The sequence below is a fragment of the Agrococcus sp. GW821-FHT14H11 genome, assembly GCF_058803545.1.
Genome location: NZ_JBXAPA010000001.1, coordinates 222,191 through 245,694 on the forward strand (window position 1 = coordinate 222,191; position 23,504 = coordinate 245,694).

Annotated in this window: 34 protein-coding genes; 1 reads left to right on the top strand and 33 read right to left on the bottom strand. The window is 72.2% G+C overall.

Annotation, left to right across the window (positions count from 1 at the left end; genetic code table 11):
- Nucleotides 1-47: 47 nt before the first annotated feature.
- The 30 genes from AC1RNL_RS01115 to AC1RNL_RS01260 form a co-directional block, all read right to left on the bottom strand.
- The gene (locus AC1RNL_RS01115) at nucleotides 48-950 is read right to left on the bottom strand and encodes a class I SAM-dependent methyltransferase (RefSeq protein ID WP_246990350.1); all 903 of its coding nucleotides are present in this window, start codon (nucleotides 948-950) and stop codon (nucleotides 48-50) included.
- 39 nt (nucleotides 951-989) lie between these two features.
- The gene (locus tag AC1RNL_RS01120; protein WP_492934195.1) at nucleotides 990-2,870 is read right to left on the bottom strand and encodes a heavy metal translocating P-type ATPase; all 1,881 of its coding nucleotides are present in this window, start codon (nucleotides 2,868-2,870) and stop codon (nucleotides 990-992) included.
- A 96-nt stretch (nucleotides 2,871-2,966) separates the two neighbouring features.
- Nucleotides 2,967-4,091 (bottom strand): mannitol-1-phosphate 5-dehydrogenase, encoded by a 1,125-nt coding sequence (locus AC1RNL_RS01125; protein WP_492934196.1) that lies wholly within the window; start codon nucleotides 4,089-4,091, stop codon nucleotides 2,967-2,969.
- Nucleotides 4,091-4,522: a PTS mannitol transporter subunit IIA gene (locus AC1RNL_RS01130; protein WP_128189872.1), complete on the bottom strand. Its 432-nt coding sequence runs from the start codon at nucleotides 4,520-4,522 to the stop codon at nucleotides 4,091-4,093. The genes AC1RNL_RS01125 and AC1RNL_RS01130 overlap by 1 nt, the downstream gene beginning before the upstream one ends.
- Nucleotides 4,523-4,530: 8 nt before the next feature.
- Nucleotides 4,531-6,027 (bottom strand): PTS transporter subunit EIIC, encoded by a 1,497-nt coding sequence (locus AC1RNL_RS01135; protein WP_492934197.1) that lies wholly within the window; start codon nucleotides 6,025-6,027, stop codon nucleotides 4,531-4,533.
- Nucleotides 6,028-6,130: 103 nt separating this feature from the next.
- Entirely contained in the window at nucleotides 6,131-6,385 is a 255-nt protein-coding gene (locus AC1RNL_RS01140) for an HPr family phosphocarrier protein (protein ID WP_492934198.1), read from the bottom strand.
- 79 nt (nucleotides 6,386-6,464) lie between these two features.
- Nucleotides 6,465-7,295, bottom strand: coding sequence for a type I methionyl aminopeptidase (gene map / locus AC1RNL_RS01145; RefSeq protein WP_492934199.1), 831 nt, complete (start codon nucleotides 7,293-7,295; stop codon nucleotides 6,465-6,467).
- Nucleotides 7,295-7,876 carry an adenylate kinase gene (locus AC1RNL_RS01150; RefSeq protein ID WP_128189868.1) on the bottom strand — a complete coding sequence of 194 codons (582 nt, stop codon included), beginning with the start codon at nucleotides 7,874-7,876 and terminating at the stop codon, nucleotides 7,295-7,297. Before AC1RNL_RS01150 ends, map begins: the two co-directional genes overlap by 1 nt.
- Nucleotides 7,877-9,208 carry a preprotein translocase subunit SecY gene (gene secY, locus AC1RNL_RS01155; RefSeq protein WP_128189867.1) on the bottom strand — a complete coding sequence of 444 codons (1,332 nt, stop codon included), beginning with the start codon at nucleotides 9,206-9,208 and terminating at the stop codon, nucleotides 7,877-7,879. It abuts the gene before it with no gap.
- 60 nt (nucleotides 9,209-9,268) lie between these two features.
- The gene (gene rplO / locus AC1RNL_RS01160; protein ID WP_128189866.1) at nucleotides 9,269-9,733 is read right to left on the bottom strand and encodes a 50S ribosomal protein L15; all 465 of its coding nucleotides are present in this window, start codon (nucleotides 9,731-9,733) and stop codon (nucleotides 9,269-9,271) included.
- Entirely contained in the window at nucleotides 9,726-9,914 is a 189-nt protein-coding gene (gene rpmD / locus AC1RNL_RS01165; protein ID WP_021010879.1) for a 50S ribosomal protein L30, read from the bottom strand. Before rpmD ends, rplO begins: the two co-directional genes overlap by 8 nt.
- A complete protein-coding gene (gene rpsE / locus AC1RNL_RS01170; protein ID WP_225792692.1) occupies nucleotides 9,911-10,627 on the bottom strand; it encodes a 30S ribosomal protein S5 in 717 nt (238 codons plus the stop codon). Before rpsE ends, rpmD begins: the two co-directional genes overlap by 4 nt.
- Entirely contained in the window at nucleotides 10,624-10,995 is a 372-nt protein-coding gene (gene rplR, locus AC1RNL_RS01175; protein ID WP_128189875.1) for a 50S ribosomal protein L18, read from the bottom strand. The genes rpsE and rplR overlap by 4 nt, the downstream gene beginning before the upstream one ends.
- On the bottom strand, nucleotides 10,995-11,531 hold the full coding sequence (gene rplF / locus AC1RNL_RS01180; RefSeq protein WP_128189865.1) for a 50S ribosomal protein L6: 537 nt from the start codon (nucleotides 11,529-11,531) through the stop codon (nucleotides 10,995-10,997). The genes rplR and rplF overlap by 1 nt, the downstream gene beginning before the upstream one ends.
- A gap of 6 nt (nucleotides 11,532-11,537) precedes the next feature.
- The gene (gene rpsH / locus AC1RNL_RS01185; RefSeq protein WP_128189864.1) at nucleotides 11,538-11,936 is read right to left on the bottom strand and encodes a 30S ribosomal protein S8; all 399 of its coding nucleotides are present in this window, start codon (nucleotides 11,934-11,936) and stop codon (nucleotides 11,538-11,540) included.
- Nucleotides 11,937-12,018: 82 nt separating this feature from the next.
- A complete protein-coding gene (gene rplE, locus AC1RNL_RS01190; protein ID WP_128189863.1) occupies nucleotides 12,019-12,579 on the bottom strand; it encodes a 50S ribosomal protein L5 in 561 nt (186 codons plus the stop codon).
- Nucleotides 12,572-12,943 (bottom strand): 50S ribosomal protein L24, encoded by a 372-nt coding sequence (gene rplX, locus AC1RNL_RS01195; RefSeq protein ID WP_128189862.1) that lies wholly within the window; start codon nucleotides 12,941-12,943, stop codon nucleotides 12,572-12,574. Before rplX ends, rplE begins: the two co-directional genes overlap by 8 nt.
- Before the next feature lie 3 nt (nucleotides 12,944-12,946).
- On the bottom strand, nucleotides 12,947-13,315 hold the full coding sequence (rplN, locus tag AC1RNL_RS01200) for a 50S ribosomal protein L14 (RefSeq protein WP_123697054.1): 369 nt from the start codon (nucleotides 13,313-13,315) through the stop codon (nucleotides 12,947-12,949).
- A 26-nt stretch (nucleotides 13,316-13,341) separates the two neighbouring features.
- On the bottom strand, nucleotides 13,342-13,629 hold the full coding sequence (rpsQ, locus tag AC1RNL_RS01205; RefSeq protein WP_128189861.1) for a 30S ribosomal protein S17: 288 nt from the start codon (nucleotides 13,627-13,629) through the stop codon (nucleotides 13,342-13,344).
- On the bottom strand, nucleotides 13,629-13,961 hold the full coding sequence (gene rpmC, locus AC1RNL_RS01210; RefSeq protein ID WP_246990344.1) for a 50S ribosomal protein L29: 333 nt from the start codon (nucleotides 13,959-13,961) through the stop codon (nucleotides 13,629-13,631). The genes rpsQ and rpmC overlap by 1 nt, the downstream gene beginning before the upstream one ends.
- Nucleotides 13,961-14,380 (bottom strand): 50S ribosomal protein L16, encoded by a 420-nt coding sequence (gene rplP / locus AC1RNL_RS01215; RefSeq protein WP_128189859.1) that lies wholly within the window; start codon nucleotides 14,378-14,380, stop codon nucleotides 13,961-13,963. Before rplP ends, rpmC begins: the two co-directional genes overlap by 1 nt.
- A gap of 2 nt (nucleotides 14,381-14,382) precedes the next feature.
- Nucleotides 14,383-15,117, bottom strand: a complete 735-nt coding sequence (gene rpsC / locus AC1RNL_RS01220) for a 30S ribosomal protein S3 (protein WP_128189858.1) — start codon at nucleotides 15,115-15,117, stop codon at nucleotides 14,383-14,385.
- Nucleotides 15,117-15,485: a 50S ribosomal protein L22 gene (gene rplV, locus AC1RNL_RS01225; RefSeq protein ID WP_123697049.1), complete on the bottom strand. Its 369-nt coding sequence runs from the start codon at nucleotides 15,483-15,485 to the stop codon at nucleotides 15,117-15,119. Before rplV ends, rpsC begins: the two co-directional genes overlap by 1 nt.
- 24 nt (nucleotides 15,486-15,509) lie before the next feature.
- A complete protein-coding gene (gene rpsS / locus AC1RNL_RS01230; protein WP_021010891.1) occupies nucleotides 15,510-15,791 on the bottom strand; it encodes a 30S ribosomal protein S19 in 282 nt (93 codons plus the stop codon).
- Between the two features lie 12 nt (nucleotides 15,792-15,803).
- Nucleotides 15,804-16,643, bottom strand: coding sequence for a 50S ribosomal protein L2 (gene rplB, locus AC1RNL_RS01235; RefSeq protein ID WP_128189857.1), 840 nt, complete (start codon nucleotides 16,641-16,643; stop codon nucleotides 15,804-15,806).
- Between the two features lie 19 nt (nucleotides 16,644-16,662).
- Nucleotides 16,663-16,962, bottom strand: a complete 300-nt coding sequence (rplW, locus tag AC1RNL_RS01240) for a 50S ribosomal protein L23 (protein ID WP_128189856.1) — start codon at nucleotides 16,960-16,962, stop codon at nucleotides 16,663-16,665.
- Nucleotides 16,962-17,909, bottom strand: coding sequence for a 50S ribosomal protein L4, sunset domain variant (rplD, locus tag AC1RNL_RS01245; RefSeq protein WP_128189855.1), 948 nt, complete (start codon nucleotides 17,907-17,909; stop codon nucleotides 16,962-16,964). Before rplD ends, rplW begins: the two co-directional genes overlap by 1 nt.
- Nucleotides 17,910-17,911: 2 nt before the next feature.
- A complete protein-coding gene (gene rplC / locus AC1RNL_RS01250; protein ID WP_128189854.1) occupies nucleotides 17,912-18,562 on the bottom strand; it encodes a 50S ribosomal protein L3 in 651 nt (216 codons plus the stop codon).
- 8 nt (nucleotides 18,563-18,570) lie between these two features.
- Entirely contained in the window at nucleotides 18,571-18,879 is a 309-nt protein-coding gene (rpsJ, locus tag AC1RNL_RS01255; protein WP_021010896.1) for a 30S ribosomal protein S10, read from the bottom strand.
- Nucleotides 18,880-19,257: 378 nt separating this feature from the next.
- On the bottom strand, nucleotides 19,258-19,488 hold the full coding sequence (locus AC1RNL_RS01260) for an antitoxin (protein ID WP_492934200.1): 231 nt from the start codon (nucleotides 19,486-19,488) through the stop codon (nucleotides 19,258-19,260).
- A 101-nt stretch (nucleotides 19,489-19,589) separates the two neighbouring features.
- On the opposite strand from AC1RNL_RS01260, the gene AC1RNL_RS01265 reads away from it, so the two are divergent.
- Nucleotides 19,590-20,489 (top strand): arginase family protein, encoded by a 900-nt coding sequence (locus AC1RNL_RS01265; protein ID WP_128189852.1) that lies wholly within the window; start codon nucleotides 19,590-19,592, stop codon nucleotides 20,487-20,489.
- On the opposite strand, the gene AC1RNL_RS01270 is transcribed toward AC1RNL_RS01265, so the two are convergent.
- From AC1RNL_RS01270 to AC1RNL_RS01280, 3 genes are read right to left on the bottom strand one after another with little or no spacing between them, the layout of a single operon-like run.
- The gene (locus tag AC1RNL_RS01270) at nucleotides 20,470-21,615 is read right to left on the bottom strand and encodes an FAD-dependent oxidoreductase (protein ID WP_492934201.1); all 1,146 of its coding nucleotides are present in this window, start codon (nucleotides 21,613-21,615) and stop codon (nucleotides 20,470-20,472) included. The two genes, AC1RNL_RS01265 and AC1RNL_RS01270, sit on opposite strands and share 20 nt — an antisense overlap.
- Nucleotides 21,612-22,334 carry a methyltransferase domain-containing protein gene (locus AC1RNL_RS01275; RefSeq protein ID WP_492934202.1) on the bottom strand — a complete coding sequence of 241 codons (723 nt, stop codon included), beginning with the start codon at nucleotides 22,332-22,334 and terminating at the stop codon, nucleotides 21,612-21,614. The genes AC1RNL_RS01270 and AC1RNL_RS01275 overlap by 4 nt, the downstream gene beginning before the upstream one ends.
- On the bottom strand, nucleotides 22,331-23,473 hold the full coding sequence (locus AC1RNL_RS01280; RefSeq protein WP_246990342.1) for a type III polyketide synthase: 1,143 nt from the start codon (nucleotides 23,471-23,473) through the stop codon (nucleotides 22,331-22,333). Before AC1RNL_RS01280 ends, AC1RNL_RS01275 begins: the two co-directional genes overlap by 4 nt.
- Between the last annotated feature and the right edge of the window lie 31 nt (nucleotides 23,474-23,504).

The window sequence follows — 23,504 nt, forward strand, 5'->3', positions numbered from 1 at the left end:
CTACGCGGGAAGTGCCCGCTCGCGCAAGCCGGGCGTGTCGCCGCGCCTCACGCTCCAGCGCGTTGCACGACGATCGCGCCCCACAGCATCGAGCGGTCGCGCCGCGCCCGCTTCGCCGCCTCGTCGTCCATCGTGGTCGCGAAGGTGCGCGCGATGACGGGTCCGCCCGGCACGACCGCGCGCAGCGCCGCCTTCCGGAGGTCGCGCACCCACCGCTCGTTCGCGCCGTCGATGACGTTCGAGAGCGAGATGGCGTCGTACGTGCCCGGGGCGATCCGCTCGAGGTGGTCGAGCACAGGCTCGGCGGTCCACGCGACCGACGCCGGGTCGACGGCCGGCGCGCGGTGCCCGGGCAGCTCCTCCCCCAGCAGCAGCCGCCACGCGAAGGGGTTGCCGGCGGGCGCGTGCTTGCGCAGCGCGCGAGCGATGCGGCCGCGGATCGCCTCGTCGAAGTGGGGTGGGATGGGCGTGGCGAAGTCGCGCAGCACGAGGGCCGACAGCGCCCCGGCCGGGCCGAGCATCGTCTTCAGGATCGAGGCGAGCGTGCGGTTGTCGAGCCGCTCCTTCCAGTGCGCCTCGGCGCGCATCGGGTCGGTCTCCTGCAGGAACGCGCGCACGCGGCGACGGCTCCACGCGGGGCTCGCGGCGCGCACCATGCCGCGCCCCACGTCCATGAGCCGCTCCGCCGACCCGGGCTCGAACGCGCCGCCCGCGACCCTGCGCCGCGCGTAGTCGGTCTGCTCGCGGTTGGCGCCGATCGCGGTCACCCGGTGCCCGGCGTCCGCGAGCGCCGCGACGAGCTCGCCCGCGCCCGCCGACGCGAGCACGCGGCTGCCGGGCGCGATCTCCTCGAGCTCGATGGCCGCGTCCGCCCAGTCCCAGCCGTGCAGCAGCCGCTGCCGGGGGTTCGCGCTCGAGCGCCCCTGGCGGCGCGCGCCGCGCGTCAGCATCCCGGCCCTGCCGTCAGCATCGCGGCCCCGTCCCGATCGTCACGGCTCCATCCTCACAGACCTCGCCGCCGGAGCGCCCGGGCGCTCGACCGCCGGCCCCGGGTGCCGCTCACGGCGCGGCCCGAGGGCGCGCAGCGCCCCGAGGATCGCGATGAGGTCGACGAGCTCCTGCAGCCACGCGCCCGCGATCGCCGGCAGGTGCCCGAGCGCCGCGACCGCCATCAGCCCGACCGAGATCGCGATGCCGAGCCAGATGCTCTGGAGCGCGATGCGCACCGTGTCGCGCGCGATGCGGGCCACGCGCTCGACCGCGCCGACGTCCTCGACGAGCACGACCGCATCCGCCGAGTCGCTCGCCGCCGTCGCGCCCCGCGCGCCCATCGCGATGCCCACGTCGGCGACCGCCAGCACGGGCGCGTCGTTGATGCCGTCGCCGACCATCACCACCGGGCGCCGGGTCGCGCCGCGCACCGCCTCGACCTTGTCGGCGGGCAGGCAGTCGGCCTGCACGCGGTCGATGCCGACCTCGCGCCCGACGTGCTCGGCGGTCGCGCGCGCGTCGCCGGTGAGCATGAGCAGCTCGGCGCCGCCCGCGCGCAGCGCCGCCACGGTCGCGGCCGCCTCCGGCCGCAGCCGGTCGCGCAGCACGAGCGCCCCGCCGTCCTCGCCGCCGATCGCCACGTACACGGCGACCTGCCCGGGCTCGAGCCGCTGCTCGGGCACGGCGCCCGCGAACCGCTCGACGTAGGCCCGCTTGCCCACGACGACGTGCTGCCCCGCGACCGTCGCCTCGACGCCGTTCGTCGCCGTCTCCCGGGCGTCGGATGCGTCGGGCACCGCGAGCGCGCGGGCCTCGGCCGCGCGCAGCACGGCCCCCGAGAGCGCGTGCGTCGAGTAGCGCTCCGCGGCCGCCGCGAGCGACAGCGTGCGCGACGGGTCGGCGGCGCGCACCTCCTCGAGCTGCGGCTCGCCGCCGGTCAGCGTGCCGGTCTTGTCGAAGACGAACGTCTGCGCGCGCGCGAGCCGCTCGAGCACGTCGCCGCCCTTCACGACCACGCCCGCGCGGGCGGCGCGGCTCATGCCGGCCATGAACGCCACCGGTGCCGCGATGAGCAGCGGGCACGGGGTGGCGACGACGAGCACCTCCGCGAAGCGCGTGGCGTCGCCCGAGAGCCACCAGGCGGCGCCGGCGATCGCGAGCGCGCCGACGGTGAAGGGCACCGCGTAGCGGTCGGCGAGCCGCACCGTGCGCGCCTTCTGCTCGCTCGCCTGCTCGACGAGCCGCACGATGGCCTGGTACTGGCTGTCGACGGCGGCGCGCTCGGCGCGCATCCGCACCGCCGCCGCGCCGTTCACGGCGCCGGAGGGCACCGCGCCGCCGACCGCCACCTCGACCGGCAGCGACTCCCCCGTGAGCGACGACAGGTCGAGCTCGGCCGGCACGTCGAGCAGCACCGCGTCGACCGGCACGATCTCGTTCGGCTTCACGACCAGCACGTCGCCGATCGCGACCTCGCCGACGTCGACGGTGTCGAGCCGCCCCTCGCGCTCGATGTGCGCCCGCGACGGGGCGCGCTCGAGCAGCCGCGACAGGTCGGCGCGCGCCCGGTGGGCGGCGTAGTCCTCGAGCGCCTCGCCGCCGGTGAGCATGAGCACGACGATGAGCGCGGCCCAGTGCTCCCCCACGAGCACGGTCGCGGTGACGGCCACGATCGCGAGCAGGTCGATGCCGGCGTGCCCGGCGAGCAGGTCGCGCACCATGCCGACAGCAGCGCGCGCCGCCATCGCGGCCGCCCAGCCGCCGACGACCCACGGCACGAGCCACGCCGCGGGCGTGAGCGCGAGCAGGCCGCCCGCGGCGGCGACGACGAGCGTCGCCGACACGAGCGGGTACCGGCGCAGCAGCGCGACGAGGCTCATGGCCTCACGCTAGCGGCGGCCCGGAGCGCCCGGCCAGGGCGACCGGGCAGGGCGACCGGTCAGCGCGACCGGCCGAGGCGAGCCGGCCGGCGCCCCTCAGCGCGCCTGCGCCTCGGCGACCGCGGCCACGAGCTGCGGCGCGAGCGGGTGCCCCGCCTCGATGCCCATCACCTGCGCGACGAGGGCCGCCGGCTCGAGCTCGGCGAGCAGCCGCTGCAGCTCGACCGCCTCCTCGTCGCCGGGCGCGTCGAAGCGCAGCGCCGTGCCGATCGCCGCGACGAGCGCGTCGGCCGGCTCGCCCCGCTCGAGCAGCTGCGCCGCGGGCTCCACGAACCGCTCGTGGCGCGAGAGCTTGCGCAGCGGCTGCCGGCCGATGCGCTCGCACGTGTCGGGCAGCGCCGGGTTCTCGAACCGCGCGAGCGCGCGCTCGACGTACGCGCCGTGCTGCGCGGCGTCGAAGCCGAACCTCGCGACCAGCAGCCGCGACGTGTCGGCGAGCGCCGCCTCGACCGCGTGCCGGATCTCGGGGTGCTCGAGCGCCTCGGCGATGGTCGGGATGCCGCGCATCCACCCCGCGTAGGCGGTGGTCGCGTGCCCGGTGTTGACGGTGAAGAGCTTGCGCTCGATGAAGGGCGCCAGGTCGTCGACGAAGTGGGCGTCGGGGATGCTCGGCTCGCGGCCCGCGAACGGCCGCCGGTCGATCGACCACTCGAAGAAGTCCTCGACGACCACGTCGAGCCCGTGCGGGTCCTGCGGCGGGATGATGCGATCGACGGCCGTGTTCGCGAAGACCGCGCGGTCTGCGAGCTCGGGCGCGCCCTCGAGCACGTGCTCGCGGAGCGTGTCGGAGGCGCCGATCGCGTTCTCGCACGCCATCACCGTCACCGGGGCGCCGGAGCGGAGCGCGAGCCCCGCGCGGATCACCGGCGCGATGAAGCGCATCGCGTTCGGCCCGACCGCGCACGTGACGACGTCGGCCTCGGCGACCGCCCGCGCGGCCGCGTCGGGGTCGGCCCTCGAGTCGATGCCGGTGAAGCCCGTGACCGTGTGCACGCGCGCCTCGGGCCCGACCTCGCGCACCTGGTACGCATCCGCCGCCTGGAGCATCGCGATGAGCTCCGCGTTGACGTCGACGAACGCCACCTCGTAGCCGGCGCGGTGCAGGATCAGCCCGACGAAGCCGCGGCCGATGTTGCCGGCCCCGAAGTGGACGGCGCGCATCACTCGTTGACGTCGCCGAGCAGCTCGAGGATCGCCGCCGCGTCGGGCGCCGCCTCGAGCTTGGCCACCTCGTCCTCGTCGGCGAACACCACCGCGATCTTCGACAGGATCTCGAGGTGCCCGCCGTCCTTGCCGGCGATGCCGACGACGAACCGCACGGGGTTGCCGTCCCAGTCGAGCGGCGTCTCGTAGCGGGCCACCGACAGCGCGGAGTCGAGGATCGCGTCCTTCGACTCGTTCGTGCCGTGCGGGATGGCCAGCAGGTTGCCCATGTACGTCGAGACGCTCCGCTCGCGCTCGCGCATCGCCTCGGCGTAGTCGGGCGTGACGGCCCCGGCGGCGACGAGCATGTCGGCCGCCTCCTGGATCGCCTCGTCCTTCGTGGTGGCGCGAGGGCTGGTGGTGATCTGGTCGACGGACAGGACGGGCATGGGACTCCTCAGTCGGTGGCGTTGGCTTCGGCGACGAGCCTGACGACGTCGTCGTACTTCGGGCTGTTCATGAAGTTCTCGACCGACACGTGCGTCGCGCGCGGGTTGCGCTGCTGCGCGCGGGCGGTGAGGTCCTGGTGCGTGATGATGAGGTCCTCGCCGCCGTCGAGGTTGGCGATCGCGACGTTCTTCACGTCGACGTCCTCGAGGCCCGCCTTCTTGAACTTGCTGCGCAGCACGCTCGCGCCCATCGCGCTCGACCCCATGCCCGCGTCGCAGGCGAAGACGATGCGGTGGATGGGCTCGTGCGCGTCCGAGGGTGCGGTGCGGTCGGTCGCGGTGGCGGTCGCGGCGCCCGCCGCGCCCGCGGCCGTGAGGCCCGACAGCGCCTCGGACGGCTTGCCCTTGTTGGCCTGCGTCTGCGCGACCGCGGCGCCGAGCGCGTCGTCGCCGGCGGCCTCGCGCTCGAGGTCGCGCTTGCGGCTCGCGCGCAGGATGACGGCGGCGACGGCGAAGGTCACCGCGGCCGCGATCACGACCGACAGCAGCACGCCGACGAGGTTGCCGCCCCCGACGAGCAGCGCCTGCGCGCCGACGGCGAAGATGCTGCCGGGCGCCGCGGGACCGGCGAGCCCCGTGCCGAGCAGCATGTTCGTCGCGACGCCCGAGGCGCCGCCGAGCACGAGCGCGGCGATGAGGATCGGCTTCATGAGCGCGTAGGGGAAGTAGACCTCGTGGATGCCGCCCAGGAACTGGATGATGGCGGCACCGGGAGCGGTGGCGCGCGCGGCGCCGACGCCGAAGACCGAGAACGCCAGCAGCAGGCCGAGGCCCGGTCCGGGGTTGGCCTCGAGCAGGAAGAGGATCGAGCTGCCGTCGGCGGCCACCTCGGTGGTGCCGAGCGGCGTGAGCACGCCGTGGTTGATGGCGTTGTTGAGGAAGAAGACCTTCGCCGGCTCGATGAGCAGCGAGGCGATCGGCAGCAGGCCCGTCTCGACGAGCCAGCCGACGGCGCCGCCGACGACCGACATGATCCAGTTCACGACCGGCGCGACGACGTAGAAGCCGACGAGGCCCATCACGAACGCGACGATGCCGGCCGAGAACATGTTGACGAGCATCTCGAAGCCGGCCTTGACCTTGCCGTCCCACAGCTTGTCGAGCTGCTGCATGACCCAGGCCGAGAGCGGGCCGAGGATCATCGCGCCGATGAACATGTGCACCTGGCCGAGCTCGCCGCTGCCCTCGGGCTGCGCGGCGTTGAACTGGGCGATGAGCCAGTCGGAGCCGGCGATCGCGCCCATGACCGCGAAGGCACCGACCACCGCGCCGCGCGTGCCGTAGACCATCCGGCCGCCGGTGCCGGCGATGAGGATGGGCAGCAGGTAGTGGATCGTCGGGCCGACGATGCTCGCGAGGCTCTCGTTCGGGAGGGGCCCGACCGGGATGAAGAGCGCGGTCAGGATGCCCCAGGCGATGAGCGCCGGGATGTTCGGCATGATCATGCCGGACAGGAAGGTGCCGAACCTCTGGACGGCGACGCGCGCCCCGCCCCTCTGTCCGGCGGGTGCGGTGGTGGTCATCGTCGACTCCGTGCTGTGAAGGGGATCAGGCGTCGTGGTCGGTGGCGAGCAGCTGCTCGAGCTCGTCGAGCGCCGTCTCGTCGTCGGTCGTGATCGTGACGGTGTCGCCCTTGTTCACGCCGAGCGAGATCACCGACAGGATGCTCGCGGCGTTCACCTGCTTGTCGCCCTTCGCGACCGTGACGGGCGAGGATGCGCGCCCTGCGGCCTGCGCGAAGAGGGAGGCGGGCCGGGCGTGCAGCCCGTGCGACGACTCGACGGTGACGGTGCGCTCGGCCATGCTGCTCCTCCGCGACGGGGCCGCGACCGGCCCGGGTGCAGTCACGCTACCACCGGCTCCCGGGAGCGGGCGGGCAGCCTCAGCGGTCGGGGATCGGGGTCGGCTCGATGCCGAACGGGGCGAGGCCCGCGGCGCCGCCGTCGAGCGCCGTGAGCACCCAGATGCCACCCGAATGGACCGCGACGGAGTGCTCCCACTGGCACGCGTCGGCGCCGTCGGCGCTGCGCACGCTCCAGCCGTCGTCGTCGACCGTGGTCTCGATGCTGCCGGCGTGGATGATGGGCTCGATCGCCACGCACAGGCCCGGCTTCACGGCTGGCCCCATGACGCGGGTGCGGTAGTTGAACACCGGCGGGTCCTCGTGCATGCTCGCGCCGATGCCGTGGCCGATGTAGTCCTCGCTGATGCCGTAGTCGCTGTGCGCCTCGATGTGCTCCTCGATCGCGATGCCTACCTCGCCGAGCTGCTTGGCGCCGGCGAGCGCGGCGACGCCAGCCCAGAGCGCGCCCCGCGTGACGTCGCTGAGCCGCTGCCGCGCAGCCGCGGTCTCGGGGTCGCCGCCGGGCACGACGACCGAGATGGCGGCGTCGCCGTGGAAGCCGCCGATCGTCGCGCCGCAGTCGACGGTGATGAGGTCGCCCGGCTGCAGCGGTGCGTCGTCGGGGATGCCGTGCACGACGACGTCGTTGACGTTGACGCAGAGCGTGTGCTCGTAGCCGGGCTCGAGCTGGAAGTTCGGCACCGCGCCGTGCTCGCGGATCACGCGCTCGGCGATCGCGTCGAGCTCGAGCGTCGTGACGCCCGGGGCGATCGCCGCCTCCACCGCCTCGAGGGCGAGCGCGGTGATGCGGCCCGGCTCGCGCATCCCGGCGAGCTCGCGCCGCGACTTGTAGGGCCCGCGCCCGCGCATCAGGCGCGGATGCCGCGCTCGGCCAGGCCGGCGAGGATGCGGTCGGTCACCTCGTCGACGGCGCCGATGCCGTCGACCTCCACCACGAGGTCGCGGTCGCCGAAGATCGCGATCAGCGGCGCGGTCTCGCGCTCGTAGACCTCGAGCCGGCGGCGGATGACCGCCTCGGTGTCGTCGCTGCGGCCCTGCTGCTCGGCGCGCGCGAGCAGGCGTCGGACGACCTCCTCGGTGTCGGCGACGAGCCGGATCACCGCGTCGAGCTGCTCGCCGCGGCGCAGGTTCACGCCGTCGAGGAACTCGACCTGCCCCGCCGTGCGCGGGTAGCCGTCGAGCAGGTAGCCCTCGGCGGCGTCGTCCTGCGCGAGCCGGTCGTCGACGAGCTCGTTCGTGAGCTCGTCGGGCACGTAGTCCCCCGCGTCGAGGATCGCCGTCACGCGCTGGCCGAGCTCGGTCTGCTCCTTGATGTTCTGCCGGAAGATGTCTCCGGTCGACACCGCGGGCACGCCGAGCGCGGTCGCGATCCTGGCAGCCTGCGTGCCCTTGCCCGCACCGGGCGGGCCGACGATGAGGAGGTTCGGCATCTAGCGGATGAGCCCTTCGTAGTGGCGCTGCTGCAGCTGCGCGTCGATCTGGCGGACCGTCTCGAGGCCGACGCCGACGATGATGAGGATCGAGGCGCCGCCGAACGGGAAGTTCTGGTTGGCGCCGACCGTGGCGAGCGCGATCAGCGGGATGAGCGCGATCAGACCCAGGTAGATCGATCCGGGGAACGTGATGCGGGTGAGCACGTAGTCGAGGTACTCGGCGGTCGGCCGTCCCGCGCGGATGCCCGGGATGAAGCCGCCGTACTTCTTCATGTTGTCGGCCACGTCCTCCGGGTTGAAGGTGATGGCGACGTAGAAGTAGGTGAAGCCGACGATCAGCAGGAAGAACACCAGCATGTAGAGCGGGTGGTCGCCGGTCGTGAAGTTGGCCTGCACCCACAGCACCCAGTCGGCCGGCGCGGAGCCGTCGGCGGGCATGTTGAACTGCGCGACGAGCGCGGGCAGGTACAGCAGCGACGAGGCGAAGATGACGGGCACGACGCCGGCCATGTTCACCTTGATCGGGATGTAGGTGGACTGGCCGCCGTACATCCGCCTGCCGACCATGCGCTTCGCGTACTGGACGGGGATGCGCCGCTGGGACTGCTCGACGAAGACCACGAGGCCCATGATGAGCACGCCGACGAGCAGCACCATGACGAAGGTGTTGAAGCCCTGCGTCTCGAGGATGATGCCGAGGGCGCCGGGGAACGTCGCGGCGATCGACGTGAAGATGAGGAGCGACATGCCGTTGCCGACGCCGCGCTCGGTGATGAGCTCGCCGAGCCACATGATGAGGCCGGTGCCCGCCGTCATGGTGAGGATCATGAGCGAGATGGCCCACCACGAGTCGTTCGTCAGCAGGTTCTGGCACTGGGGCAGCGCGGGGCCGCCGGTGGCCGAGAACAGCGCGCCGGAGCGCGCGACGGTGATGAGGGTCGTCGACTGCAGCACGCCGAGCGCGATCGTGAGGTAGCGCGTGTACTGCGTGAGCTTCGCCTGCCCCGACTGGCCCTCCTTGTAGAGCGCCTCGAAGTGCGGGATCACCACGCGGAGCAGCTGCACGATGATCGCCGCGGTGATGTAGGGCATGATGCCCAGCGCGAAGATGCTCAGCTGCAGCAGGGCGCCGCCGGAGAACAGGTTCACCAGCTGGTAGAGCCCGGTGGCCGTCTGGTTCGCTGCGATGCACTCCTGCACGTTGCCGTAGTCGACGAACGGCGCGGGGATGAACGACCCGAGCCGGAACACCGCCACGATGGCGAGCGTGAAGAGGATCTTCCGACGCAGGTCGCGCGTCCTGAAGATGCGTGCGATGGCACTGAACACGTGCAGCCTTCCGAGAATGGCAAGTGGGGCGGCCCGCGCACGGACCGCCCCTCAGCCTACTTACTTGACCGAGCCGCCTGCGGCCACGATCTTCTGCTCAGCAGCTGCCGAGACCTTGTCGACGGCGACGGTCAGCGCGACCGTCAGCTCGCCGCCGGCGAGCACCTTGACGAGCTCGTTCTTGCGGACGGCGCCCTTGGCGACCAGGTCGGCGACGGTGACGTCGCCCCCGTTCGGGAACAGCGCCTGCAGCTGGCCGACGTTGACGACCTGGTACTCCGTGCGGAACGGGTTCTTGAAGCCGCGCAGCTTCGGAGCGCGCATGACGCTGTTCAGCTGGCCGCCCTCGAAGCCGGGACGCACCGAGTAGCGGGCCTTCGTGCCCTTCGTGCCTCGACCGGCCGTCTTGCCCTTCGACGCCTCACCGCGACCGACGCGCGTGCGGGCGGTCTTCGCGCCCGGCGCGGGCCGGAGGTGGTGCACCTTGAGCGACGGCAGCTCGGCCGACTCGTTCTTCTCAGTCATTCTGGATCTCCTCGACCTTGACGAGGTGCCGGACCGTGTTGACGTAACCGCGGTTCTGCTCGTTGTCCTCGCGCTCGACCGACTGGCCGATGCGCTTGAGGCCCAGCGAGCGCAGCGTCTCGCGCTGGTACTGCTTCTCGCTGATCACGGACTTGATCTGCGTGATCTTCAGCTTGCTCACTTGGATGCCGCCTTCGCGATCTCAGCCTCGTGCTTGGTGTGCTCCGCCTCGGCGCGGAGCAGGCGCTCCGGCACGACGCGGTCGACATCGAGGCCACGACGGGCGGCCACTGCGCGGGGCTCCTCGAGCTGGCGCAGCGCCGCCACCGTCGCGTGGACGATGTTGATGGAGTTCGACGAGCCGAGCGACTTGCTCAGGACGTCGTGGATGCCGGCGCACTCGAGGACGGCGCGCACGGGGCCGCCCGCGATGACACCGGTACCGGCGGCAGCGGGACGGAGCAGCACGACGCCGGCAGCGGCCTCGCCCTGCACCGGGTGCGGGATCGTCTTGGCGATGCGGGGGACGCGGAAGAAGTTCTTCTTCGCCTCCTCGACGCCCTTCGAGATGGCCGTGGGGACCTCGCGGGCCTTGCCGTAGCCGACGCCGACCATGCCGTCGCCGTCGCCCACGACGACGAGCGCCGTGAAGCTGAAGCGGCGGCCGCCCTTGACGACCTTCGAGACGCGGTTGATCGTCACGACGCGCTCGAGGAACTGGTTCTCCGTGCCGCGGTCGTCACGACGCCCGCGCTCGCCGCGCGTGCCGCGGTCGCGGCTGCCGCGGCGCTGCTCGCGAGGCTCGTCGCGGTGGTCGCCGCCCTGGCCGGCCTCAGCGGGCGCAGCCTGCTGCGTGGTGTCCGTCACCTGCGTGTCCTTGTTCTCTTCGCTCACAGTCCCAGCCCTGCCTCTCGTGCGCCGTCGGCGATCGCGGCGACGCGACCGGCGTAGCGGTTGCCGCCGCGGTCGAACACGACCGACTCGATGCCGGCCGCCTTGGCGCGCTCCGCGACGAGCTCGCCGACGCGCTTCGCCTTGGCGGTCTTGTCGCCGTCGAAGCCGCGGAGGTCAGCCTCCATCGTGGATGCGGACGCCACGGTGACGCCCTTCGAGTCGTCGACGACCTGCACGAACACGTGGCGTGCCGAGCGGGTGACGACCAGGCGCGGCACCGACGCGGTGCCGACGATCTTCTTGCGGAGGCGTGCGTGGCGACGACCGCGGGCAGCCGACTTGCTCTTGCCTCGGGTACCGATGCCCATCACTTACCAGCCTTTCCAGCCTTGCGGCGGATCTGCTCGCCCGCGTAGCGGACGCCCTTGCCCTTGTAGGGCTCCGGCTTGCGCAGCTTGCGGAGGTTCGCGGCCACCTCGCCGACGGCCTGCTTCGAGATGCCGCTGACGGTGACCTTGTTGTTGCCCTCGACCGTGAACGTGATGCCGGCGGGCGGCTCGACGCTGATCGGGTGCGAGTAGCCGAGCGCGAACTCGATGCCCGTGCCCTTCGCCGCCACGCGGTAGCCGGTGCCGACGACCTCGAGCGACTTGGAGTAGCCCTCCGTGACGCCGAGGATGTCGTTGGCGATCAGCGTGCGGGTCAGGCCGTGCAGCGAGCGCGACTCGCGCTCGTCGTCCGGGCGCGTGACCTGGATCTGGCCGTCGGCCACCTCGACCTGGATCGGCTTGGCGATCGGGACCTGGAGCTCGCCCTTGGGGCCCTTGACGGTGACGACGTCGCCGTGCACCGTGATGTCGACACCCGAGGGGATGTCGATGGGAAGACGTCCGATTCGTGACATGTCAGCTCACCACACGTAGGCGAGGACTTCCCCGCCGACGCCCTTCTGCTCGGCCTCACGGTCCGTGAGGAGGCCCGAGCTCGTGGACAGGATGGCGACGCCGAGGCCGCCGTGGACCTGAGGGATCTCGGCCGAGCGTGCGTACACCCGGAGGCCGGGCTTCGACACGCGCTTGAGGCCGACGATCGCGCGCTCGCGGTTCGGGCCGTACTTCAGGCTGAGGGTCAGCGTCTTGCCGACGCGTGCGTCCTCGACCTTCCAGGCCGAGATGAAGCCCTCGCGCTCGAGGATCTCGGCGATGCTCGCCTTCAGGGTCGACGACGGCAGCGTGACCTCGTCGTGCATCGCCGTGTTGGCGTTGCGCAGACGCGTCAGCATGTCGGCGACCGGATCGGTCATCGTCATGGGTGGTTCTCCGTTCTGGTTTCGCTGCCCGTTCCGCGGACAGCGACCTTGAAGCTGCTCGGCGCCGGCGGCGCCGATGGGGTCAGGACTGGAAGGGGAAGCCGAGCGCCTTGAGCAGCGCGCGACCCTCGTCGTCCGACTTCGCCGTCGTGACGACGGTGATGTCGAACCCGCGGACGCGGTCGATCTTGTCCTGGTCGATCTCGTGGAACACGGACTGCTCCTGGAGGCCGAACGTGTAGTTGCCGTTGCCGTCGAACTGCTTCGGGCTCAGGCCGCGGAAGTCGCGGATGCGGGGCAGCGCGAGCGTCAGCAGACGGTCGAGGAACTCCCACATGCGGTCGCCGCGGAGCGTCACGTGCGCACCGATCGGCATGCCGTCGCGCAGCTTGAACTGCGCGATCGACTTGCGTGCGGCGGTCACCATCGGCTTCTGGCCGGTGATCTGCGTGAGGTCGCGGATCGCGCCCTCGATCACCTTCGAGTCGCGCGCGGCCTCGCCGACGCCCGTGTTGACGACGATCTTGGTCAGGCCCGGCACCTGCATGACGTTGCCGTAGCCGAAGTCCTCGCGGAGCTGCGGCACGATCGTCTCGCGGTACTGCTGCTTGAGCCGGGGCAGGCGCACAGCGGTGTCAGTCATTGCTCTTGATCTCCTTGCCCGACTTGCTCGCGACGCGGACCTTCGTCGTGGTCGTGACGCCGTTCTTCTCGACGGTCTTGACCTCGCGGCGGACGCGGGTGGGCTTCTTGGTCTCGGGGTCGATCAGCGCGACGTTCGACACGTGGATCGGGGCCTCGTGGGTCTCGATGCCGCCCGTGCGGGTGCCGCGGTTGGTCTGGCCGACCTTGATGTGCTTGGTGACGAGGTTGACGCCCTCGACGATCACGCGGTTCTGCTCGGGCAGGACCTCGATCACGCGACCGGTCTTCCCCCGGTCGCCGCCGCGCGACTCGCGCGCGCCGGCGATGACCTGCACGAGGTCGCCCTTCTTGATGCTGGCCATGGGTCAGATCACCTCCGGTGCGAGCGAGACGATCTTCATGAAGCGCTTGTCGCGGAGCTCGCGACCGACGGGGCCGAAGATGCGCGTGCCGCGGGGGTCTCCGTCGTTCTTCAGGATGACCGCTGCGTTCTCGTCGAACTTGATGTACGAGCCGTCGGGACGGCGGGTGGACTTCACGGTGCGGACGATGACGGCCTTGACCACATCGCCCTTCTTGACGGCACCGCCGGGGATGGCGTCCTTGACCGTGGCGACGATGGTGTCGCCGAGGCCCGCGTACCGACGGCCGGAGCCGCCGAGGACGCGGATGGTCAGGAGCTGCTTGGCGCCGGTGTTGTCGGCGACCTTGACGCGGGATTCCTGCTGGATCATGTCTGGATCTCCTTCGAGGCCGAGGCCTACTTGGCCTTCTCGAGGATCTCGACGAGGCGCCAGCGCTTGGTGGCGCTCGTCGGGCGGGTCTCTGCGATCAGGACGCGGTCGCCGATGCCGGCGGCGTTCTGCTCGTCGTGCGCCTTGACCTTCGAGGACTTGCGCAGGACCTTGCCGTAGAGGGGGTGCTTGACGCGGTCCTCGACCTCGACGACGACCGTCTTCTCCATCTTGTCGGAGACGACGTAGCCGATGCGCGACTTGCGGTAGCCGCGCTGGACGGTCTCGTCCTTGGGCTGCTCAGTGGTAGCCATCAGTTGTCCTCAGCCTTCTGGTCCTCAGAAGCCTGGGCCTCAGTGGCCTTCGCGGCCTCGTCGGCCTTCTTCGACTTCTTCTTGTCCGCAGCCTTCTCGACCGGCGCCGGGGAGGCGCTGATGCCGAGCTCGCGCTCGCGGATCACGGTGTACAGCCGCGCGATGTCGCGCTTGACGGCGCGCAGGCGGCCGTGCGAGTCCAGCTGGCCGGTGGCCGACTGGAACCGCAGGTTGAACAGCTCCTCCTTGGCCCGCTTCAGCTCGACGACGAGACGCTCGTCGTCCATGCTGGCGAGCTCGGCGGGCAGGAGCTCCTTGGAACCGATCGCCATTATGCGTCAGCCTCCTCGCGCTTGATGATGCGTGCCTTGAGCGGCAGCTTGTGAATGGCTCGCATCATCGCCTCGCGTGCGAGCTCCTCGTTGACGCCGGCGACCTCGAACAGGACGCGGCCCGGCTTGACGTTCGCGACCCACCACTCGGGCGAGCCCTTGCCGGAGCCCATGCGGGTCTCGGCGGGCTTCTTCGTGAGCGGACGGTCGGGGTAGATGTTGATCCACACCTTGCCGCCGCGCTTGATGTGGCGCGTCATGGCGATACGAGCGGCCTCGATCTGGCGGTTCGTGACATACGCAGGCGTGAGCGCCTGGATGCCGAACTCGCCGAAGCTGACCTTCGTGCCACCGGTGGCCTGACCGCGGCGCTTCGGGTGGTGCTGCTTGCGGTGCTTGACTCGACGGGGAATGAGCATGATTACGCCTCGACTCCTGCTGCTGCCGGCGCGTCGCGGCGGGGGCCCCGACGCTCGCGCTGCGGCTTCTGGTTCGCCTGCTCGCGAGCCAGCTCGCGGTTGGTGAGCTCACCGTTGTAGATCCAGACCTTCACGCCGATGCGGCCGAAGGTGGTGCGGGCCTCGTAGAAGCCGTAGTCGATGTTCGACCGGAGCGTGTGCAGGGGCACACGTCCCTCGCGGTACGACTCGCTGCGGCTCATCTCGGCACCGCCGAGGCGGCCCGAGACCTTGATCTTGACGCCCTTGGCACCGGCGCGCTGCGCCGACTGCAGGCCCTTGCGCATCGCGCGGCGGAATGCCACGCGGGCGCTGAGCTGCTCGGCGATGCCCTGCGCGACGAGCTGAGCCGAGGCCTCGGGGTTCTTGACCTCGAGGATGTTCAGCTGGATCTGCTTGCCGGTGAGCTTCTCGAGGTCGGCGCGGATGCGCTCGGCCTCGGCGCCGCGGCGACCGATCACGATGCCCGGACGGGCGGTGTGGATGTCGACGCGGACGCGGTCGCGGGTGCGCTCGATCTCGATGCGGGCGACGCCGGCGCGGTCGAGGCTCGTCGCGAGCATCCTGCGGATGCGCACGTCCTCGGCCACGTAGTCGGCGTAGCGCTGCCCCGGCTTGGTCGACTCGGCGAACCAGCGCGACACGTGGTCGGTGGTGATGCCGAGGCGGAAGCCGTACGGGTTGACCTTCTGTCCCATTACTTCTCGTCCTCCGTGGTCGGCGTCGCGAGCACGACGGTGATGTGGCTCGTCCGCTTGTTGATGCGGAACGCGCGACCCTGTGCACGCGGCTGGAACCGCTTGAGCGTGGTGCCCTCGTCGACGAATGCGCGCGACACGTACAGGTCGGCGTCGTCGAGGAACTCGTTCGTCGCGTCGGCCTTGACCCGGGCGTTCGCCATCGCCGAGGCGACGAGCTTGTAGACCGGCTCCGAGGCGCCCTGCGGGGCGAACTTCAGGATCGCGAGGGCCTCCTCGGCCTGCTTGCCGCGGATCATGTCGACGACGCGGCGGGCCTTCTGAGGGGTCACGCGGATGTGACGAACGCGAGCGATCGACTCAACCATTGCCTTCTCCTTCCGTCGCCGCGCTTAGCGGCGACGACCCTTCTTGTCGTCCTTCACGTGACCGCGGAAGGTGCGGGTGGGCGCGAACTCGCCCAGCTTGTGGCCGACCATCGTCTCGGTGACGAAGACCGGGATGTGCTTGCGGCCGTCGTGCACGGCGATCGTGTGGCCGAGCATGGCCGGGACGATCATCGAGCGGCGCGACCACGTCTTGATGACGTTCTTGCTGCCGGCCTCGTTCTGGCGAACCACCTTGGTGAGGAGGTGGTCGTCGACGAACGGACCCTTCTTGAGGCTGCGGGGCATCGGACTCTCCTACTAGCGCTTCTTCTTGCCGGTCGGGCGGCGGCGGACGATGAGCTTGTCGCTCGGCTTGTTCGGCCGGCGGGTGCGGCCCTCGGCCTGACCCCACGGGCTGACGGGGTGGCGGCCACCGCTCGTCTTGCCCTCGCCACCACCGTGCGGGTGGTCGACCGGGTTCATCGCGACACCGCGGACGGTCGGACGGACGCCGAGCCAGCGCTTGCGGCCGGCCTTGCCCCAGTTGATGTTCGACTGCTCGGCGTTGCCGACCTCGCCGATCGTGGCGCGGCAGCGCGCGTCGACGTTGCGGATCTCGCCCGACGGCAGGCGGAGCTGCGCGTAGGGGCCGTCCTTGGCGACGAGGCGGACCGATGCGCCGGCCGAGCGGGCCAGCTTGGCGCCGCCGCCCGGACGGAGCTCGATCGCGTGGACGACCGTTCCCGTCGGGATGTTGCGCAGCGGCAGGTTGTTGCCGGGCTTGATGTCGGCGCCGGCGCCCGACTCGACGATGTCGCCCTGGCCGAGCTTGTTGGGGGCCAGGATGTAGCGCTTCGTGCCGTCCTCGAAGTGCAGCAGCGCGATGCGCGCCGTGCGGTTGGGGTCGTACTCGATGTGCGCGACGCGGGCGTTGACGCCGTCCTTGTCGTTGCGACGGAAGTCGATGACGCGGTACTGGCGCTTGTGGCCGCCGCCGATGTGGCGGGTCGTGATGCGACCGGCGTTGTTGCGGCCACCCGTCTTGGGGAGCGGGCGCAGCAGCGACTTCTCGGGCGTCGACCGGGTGATCTCAGCGAAGTCTGCGACGGAGGAGCCGCGACGACCGGGGGTCGTCGGCTTGTACTTGCGGATTGCCATGTGCTTGTTCCTTCCGTCCTCAGCCGACAGCCGTGAAGATGTCGATCGAGCCGGACTTCAGCTTCACGATCGCGCGCTTGGTGTCCTTGCGCTTGCCGATGCCGAAGCGGGTGCGGCGCGTCTTGCCGACGCGGTTGAGGGTGTTGACGCGCTCCACCTTGACGCCGAAGATCTTCTCGATCGCGAGCTTGATCTCGGTCTTCGAGGCGCGCGGGTCGACCTCGAAGGTGTAGCTGCCCATGTCGATGAGCGCGTAGCTCTTCTCGGACACGATCGGGCGGATGATGATGTCGCGAGGGTCCTTGTTGTAACCGCTCATCAGTTCTCGTCCTTGTCTGCCGCAGCGGCCTTCGAGCCCTTGCCGGCCTCGACGAAGCCAGCGGCCTCAGCGGCCTCGGCAGTGCGGAACCACACCTCGGCCTCGGTCTGCTCGAACCAGCGACCCTCGGGGCGGTGGAACTTCATCGAGTTCGCGTTGCCCTTGATCGGGAAGCCCTCGGGGGCGGAGCCGTCGGCCAGCGGTGCGGCCGAGTCGGCGCCGAAGTCGCCCTCGGCGACCTCTGCCTCAGCGGCAGGGGCGGCCTCGTCGGCCGTCGCCGGCTGCTCGACGGGAGCGGCGGCCACGACGGCCTCGCCCTTCGTCTTCGCGGCGACGAACGCCTCGTAGGCGGTCTTCGAGAAGACGATGTCGTCGCTCACGAGCACGTCGTAGGCGTTGAGCTGGTCCCACGACAGGACGTGCACCTCGGTGAGGTTGCGCACCGAGAGGAACGCGGTCTCCTCGGAGCGGTCGAGCACGATGAGCACGTTCTTGACGACGCCGAGCGCGGCGAGCATCTCGACGGCTGCGCGCGTCTTCGGGGCCTCGGCGGAGCCGAAGGTCTCGACGACGTGCAGGCGGCCGCCGCGAGCGCGGTCGGACAGCGAGCCCAGCAGGGCCGCGGCGATCATCTTCTTGGGGGTGCGCTGCGAGTAGTCGCGCGGCGTCGGGCCGTGGACGATGCCACCGCCGGTCATCTGGGGCGCGCGGATCGAGCCCTGGCGCGCGCGGCCGGTGCCCTTCTGCTTGAAGGGCTTGCGGCCGGCGCCGGAGACCTCGCCGCGACCCTTGGTCGAGTGCGTGCCCTGGCGTGCGGCAGCGAGCTGCGCGACCACGACCTGGTGGATCAGCGGAACGTTCGTCTGGACGTCGAAGATGCTGGCGGGCAGCTCGACCGAGCCTGCCTGCTTGCCCTTCGCGTCGACGATGGCGACCTGTGCGGTCATGCTCAGGCTCCCTTCACAGCGTTGCGGACGAAGACGAGTCGGCCGCGGGCACCGGGGACGGCGCCCTTGACGAGCATGAGGCCCTGCTCGACGTCGATCGAGTGGACCGTGAGGTTCAGCACCGACACGCGCTCGCCACCCATGCGGCCGGCCATGCGCATGCCGCGGAAGACGCGGCTGGGCGTGGACGAGGCACCGATGGAGCCCGGCTTGCGGTGGTTGCGGTGGGCACCGTGCGAGGCGGAGACGCCGGCGAAGTTGTGGCGCTTCATGACACCGGCGAAGCCCTTGCCCTTGGAGGTGCCGACGACGTCGACCTTCTGGCCTGCGGCGAACAGGTCGACGGCCAGCTCCTGGCCGAGCTCGTACTCGCCGGCGTTGTCGGTGCGCACCTCTGCGAGGTGGCGGCGGGGGGTGACGCCGGCGGCGTCGAAGTGGCCGGCGGCGGGCTTGTTGACCTTGCGCGGGTCGACCTGGCCGGCAGCGATCTGGATGGCCGCGTAGCCGTCCTTCTCGTGCGTGCGGATCTGCGTGACCACGTTCGGCGTGATCTCGAGCACCGTGACGGGGACGAGCTTGTTCTGCTCATCCCACACCTGGGTCATCCCGAGCTTCTTGCCGAGCAGGCCGCGAGTCGTCGTGATCTTCGACATGGCGTTCCTTAGAGCTTGATCTCGATGTTGACGTCAGCGGGCAGGTCGAGGCGCATGAGCGAGTCGACGGCCTTGGGCGTCGGATCGATGATGTCGATGAGTCGCTTGTGCGTGCGCTTCTCGAAGTGCTCGCGGCTGTCCTTGTACTTGTGAGGAGAACGGATCACCACGACCACGTTCTTCTCCGTCGGCAGCGGCACAGGGCCCACCACCGTCGCGCCCGCTCGGGTCACGGTGTCGACGATCTTGCGCGCCGACGAGTCGATGACCTCGTGGTCGTACGACTTCAGTCGGATGCGGATCTTCTGTCCCGCCATGGCTGACTCTCTTTCCTGTCGACGCAGCCGCTCGGACTGCTCGCAACACACCTGTCAGTGCACCGCTGTTCTTCTGTCAATGCCCCGGAGGGCGCGCACCGCCGCTGAGCACGGTCATGCCGCGCTCGGCTTCGGCGAAGTTCTTGTCGGCTGCCCGCGGCCCAGGATCGTGATCGTCCTGTGCACTGCCAGGGCAGTGAGCGGCGTGAGACGCCGCGTTTGCAACCTGTCGATTCTCGCACGGATCAGGATGTCCGTGCAACCCGGGCGTGTCGCGCCTTCTGCCGCGTCGTTCCGCGGCTGCGGCCGGCCGCGCCGCCATCCTCCCACGCACGGCGGAGGGGCGGGGATCGCTCCCCGCCCCTCGGTGCTCCCGCGCTACTGGCGCGGCTCGTCGTGCTGCGGCTGCGCTCCGGCAGCGTCTGCGTCGGAGTGGCCGAGGAAGCCGTCGGCGTGCTCCTGCACGCCGTCGGTGTGCTCGGCGAAGCGCCCGCCCGAGAGCCGGTCGAAGCCGTCGCCGGCGGCCTGGATGCCCTGGTCGCTGTGCTGCTCGCCCTGCTCGTTGTCGAGCGCGTCCTTCGCCTTGTTCACGAAGTCATCGATGCCCATGCATGCCTCCTGTCCCGTCGCGCGGATCGCGGCGTGCCCACCACCGAACCACACCCGCGGCGATCGCGCCAGTGCTCCGGCCCGATCGCTACGCTCGCGGCATGGCGCTCCCCCACGATCCCAGCTGGCCCCGCGCGGGCGGATGGCCGCAGCTCGCCGAGGCCGAGGGGGCCGTCGACGCGGTGCTCGTCGGGCTCGGCACCCACGCGACGTCGCTGAGCCCCACCGCCGCGCACTCGACGCCGCCCGCGGTGCGCGAGGCGCTGCGCCGCTACTCGCCGCACGCCGCGGCGGCGCCGCTCGCGGGGCTGCGGATCGCCGACGCCGGCGACGCGGCCGACCCCGACGGCGACGAGGCAGGCGCTGCGGCGCTCGTCGCGGGGGCCGCGGCCCGCGCGCGGCTCGTGCTCGCGATCGGCGGCGACAACGCCGCGACCGTGCCCGCCGCCCTCGGCGCCTGGGGCGCATCCGTCGGCTCCGCCGGCCTCATCACGATCGACGCGCACCACGACCTGCGCGACGGCCGCAGCAACGGCTCTCCCGTGCGCCGGCTGCTCGAGGCGGGCCTCGACGGGCGCCGGGTCGTGCAGATCGGGATCCAGGACTTCGCAAACTCCGCGGCCTACGCCGAGCGGGCCGAGGCGGCGGGCATCACGGTGATCCCCCGTGACGCGTGCGAGGCGGCGCCGATGCACGAGATCGCCGCTCGCGCCGTCGCGATCGCCGCGGCCGCGGGCGGGCCGGTGCACGTCGACGTCGACGTCGACGCCTGCGACCGCGCCGTCGCGCCCGGCTGCCCCGCCTCCACCCCCGGGGGGCTCAGCGCCTGGCAGCTGCGGCAGCTCGTGCGCGCCCTCGCGGCCGCGCCCGAGGTGACGTCGATCGACTTCACCGAGGTCGACGCATCCGCCGACGCCCCCGACGGGCGCACCGTGCGGCTCGTGGCGCTCGGGATCCTCGAGGCGCTCGCGGGCCTGGCGCTCAGAGCCCCCGCATCGTGAACGCGCGCGCCACGGCTGCCCGCCCAGGCGGCAGCGCGAGCGCCCGCACGAGCAGCATGCGCGCCGCGAGCTCCGTGCCGTCCGCGGGCGAGCCCATCGCCATGTTCCAGGCGGCGCGGCGCATCGCGCGCTTCGCCGCCTCGCCGCGCGCGAGGGCGTAGGCCGCGAGGGCCTCGGCGCCGCGCCGCTCGTCGGCGAGCGCCCGGGCGAGCGCCGCGTCGAGGGCCAGCGCGTCGAGCCAGCCGAGGCTCATGCCCTGGCCGCCGATCGGGCTCACCTCGTGCGCCGCGTCGCCGACGAGCGCCGCGCGCCCGACCGCCGCGCGCTCCGCGAGGTGCTGGCGCGCCACGAACGCGCTCGGCTCCGCGCCTGCGGGCAGCCGCGGCGGGTCGACGAGCCGCTCGTCGAGGAGGCGCTGGAACCGAGCGAGGCCGATGCCGGGCTCCGGCTCCCGCAGCCGCACCACCCAGCGCCGCCGGCCGCCCGGGAGCGGGAACGACTCGACGATGCCGCCCGGCTCGAGGTGCAGGTGCGCCTCGCCGTGCTGCGCATCCGGGCGAGCGCCGGCGCCCTCCGGCTCGTCGACGTCGACCATCGCGTACGCGCCCCAGCCGTGGCGGAGCCGCCAGCGCACGCCGAGCATCGCCCGCACCCCGCTGCGCACGCCATCGGCGCCCACCGCCCAGCGCGCCTCGACCGGGGCGCTCCCCTCGATCCCGAGCCCGACGGCGTCCGCCCGCTGCGTCAGCGCCACCACGCGCGCGCCGGTGCGCAGCGCCTCGGGCGCGAGCGCCGCGAGCCGCTCGCGCAGCAGCGCCTCGGTGCGGTGCTGCGGCAGCGCGCGGATCGGCGCCTCGTCGAAGCGCAGCCGCGCGAGCTCCCGCCCGCCGCGGAGCGCCGCGCCCGCGGTGATGGCGGCCGACTCCGCGCGCACGACGTCGCCGACGCCCGCCGCGTCGAGGGCCGCGAGCCCCGGCGGGTGGATGCCGAACGCGCGCGACGCCGCCGACGGCTCGGTGCGCCGCTCGAGCACGACGACGTCGAGCCCCCGCTGCGCCAGGAGGCACGCGAGGTGCAGGCCGACGGCGCCCGCTCCGACGACCGCGACGTCGTGGCGGGCGCTCACGGGGCCTCCCGCACGAGCTCGAGCCGCGACGGCAGGCCGCGCCGCACGCTCCACCCGGGCGGCGCCGCGGCCGCGAGCTCGGCGGGCGTGCTGCTGCGGCGGATCGAGGCGAGGCCGTCGGGGCGGATGAACGTGCCGCGCAGGAGCGTCGGCTGCAGCGGCCAGGTGGCGGCGGCGAAGGCCGCGTACGCGAGCGGCGAGCGGGCGATGTCGCCGTGGACGGCGACGCCGCCCGGCGCCGTCAGCCGCTCGGAGTCGGCGAGCACCGCGCCGAGCTCGGCGGGCGACAGGTGGTGCAGCACGTGGTTCGACACGACGACGTCGAAGCGCTCGCCCTTGGCGACCAGGTCGCCCGTCGTCGCCTGGCGCAGCTCGAGACCGGGCACGGGGTCCAGCCCGCGCGCGTAGGCCATCGCGCGCGCATCCGGATCGATCGCCACCACCCGCAGCCCGCCGCCGTCGCGCGCCGCCCAGCGCAGCAGCCGGCGCGGCAGGTCGGCGCCGCCCGTGCCGACGTCGAGGAGCCGCACGTGCCGTCCTGCGCGCAGCCGCGGCCGGATCCAGCGGCGGTAGAGCGCCCCGCGGCCCGACACCGCCGCGTTGACGAGGTCGAACCTCGCGTAGGTGCGCGCGAGCACCTCTGGGTCGCAGCCCGGGTCGTCCATCGCCTCGCGCGCATCCGGGTCGCGATCGCGCAGCGCCCAGCGCGGCACGCTCATCCCTGGACGGTGAGCAGCGCCGACTCGACCGTGAGGCCGGGGCCGAACGCCATCGCCGCGACGCGCTCGCCGTCGGCGGCGTCCGAGCGCAGGATCCGGTCGAGCACGAACAGCACGGTGGCGCTCGACATGTTGCCGAAGTCGCGCAGGGTCTCGCGCGCCGGCACGAGCTGCGCCTCGGACAGCCGCAGCGTCGACTCGACCTTGTCGAGGATGCTGCGCCCGCCGGGGTGGATGGCCCAGTGCTCGACCGCGTCGCCCGCGCGGCCCTCGCCGAGCGCGGCGCCGAGCGCCTCCTCCTGCGACAGCAGCGGCTCGATCGCGCCGACGATGTGCTCGCCGATGAGCGACGGCACCGCGTTCGAGAGCACCATCTCGAAGCCGTGGTCGCCGATCCGCCAGGCCATGTCGCCCTCGCCCTGCGGCGTCGTGCGGGTCGCGAACGCGTCGAGCCGCAGCGCGCGCTCGCCCTCGGCCGTGGGCCGCGCTGTCACGACGCCCGCGCCCGCGCCGTCGCCGAAGAGCGACGTCGCGACGATCGTGTCGGGGTCGTTGGAGGTGCGCAGGTGCAGCGTGCAGAGCTCGACGCTCACGACGAGCACGACCGCCGACGCGGCGGCCTCGCACAGCTGCGCCGCGAGCCGCAGCGCCGGCATCGCCGCGTAGCAGCCCATGAAGCCCAGGTGGTAGCGCTGCACGCCCGCCGGCAGGCCCAGGTCGCGCGCGAGCACGAAGTCCGGCCCCGGCGCGTAGAAGCCGGTGCACGAGACGGTGATGACGTGCGTGACGTCGGCGGCCTCGAGGTCGGGCACCGCCGCGAGCGCCGCGCCGCCCGCCTCGACGTAGAGGCGGCTCGCGTGCTCGGCGTAGCGGTCGTTGCGCAGCCGCGTGCCGGGGTCGAGCAGGAGGCCGGTGCTGCGGTCGAAGAACGCGGGCTCCTCGGGCCCGTCGCCCGAGAGCGTCAGCTCGTCGACGACCGTGTAGCGGTGGTCGATGCCCGAGACGCCGAACGAGGTCGAGACGATGCGCTGGCCGAGCCTCGACAGGCCCGGCTGCGCGCCGAACACCTCCGCCACCTCGGTCTGGACGAGCCGCGTGGGCGGCACGGCAGTGGACAGGCCCCTCAGCGTCACCGTCATGCGGCGAGCGTAGTGGCGGCGCCTGTGCGTC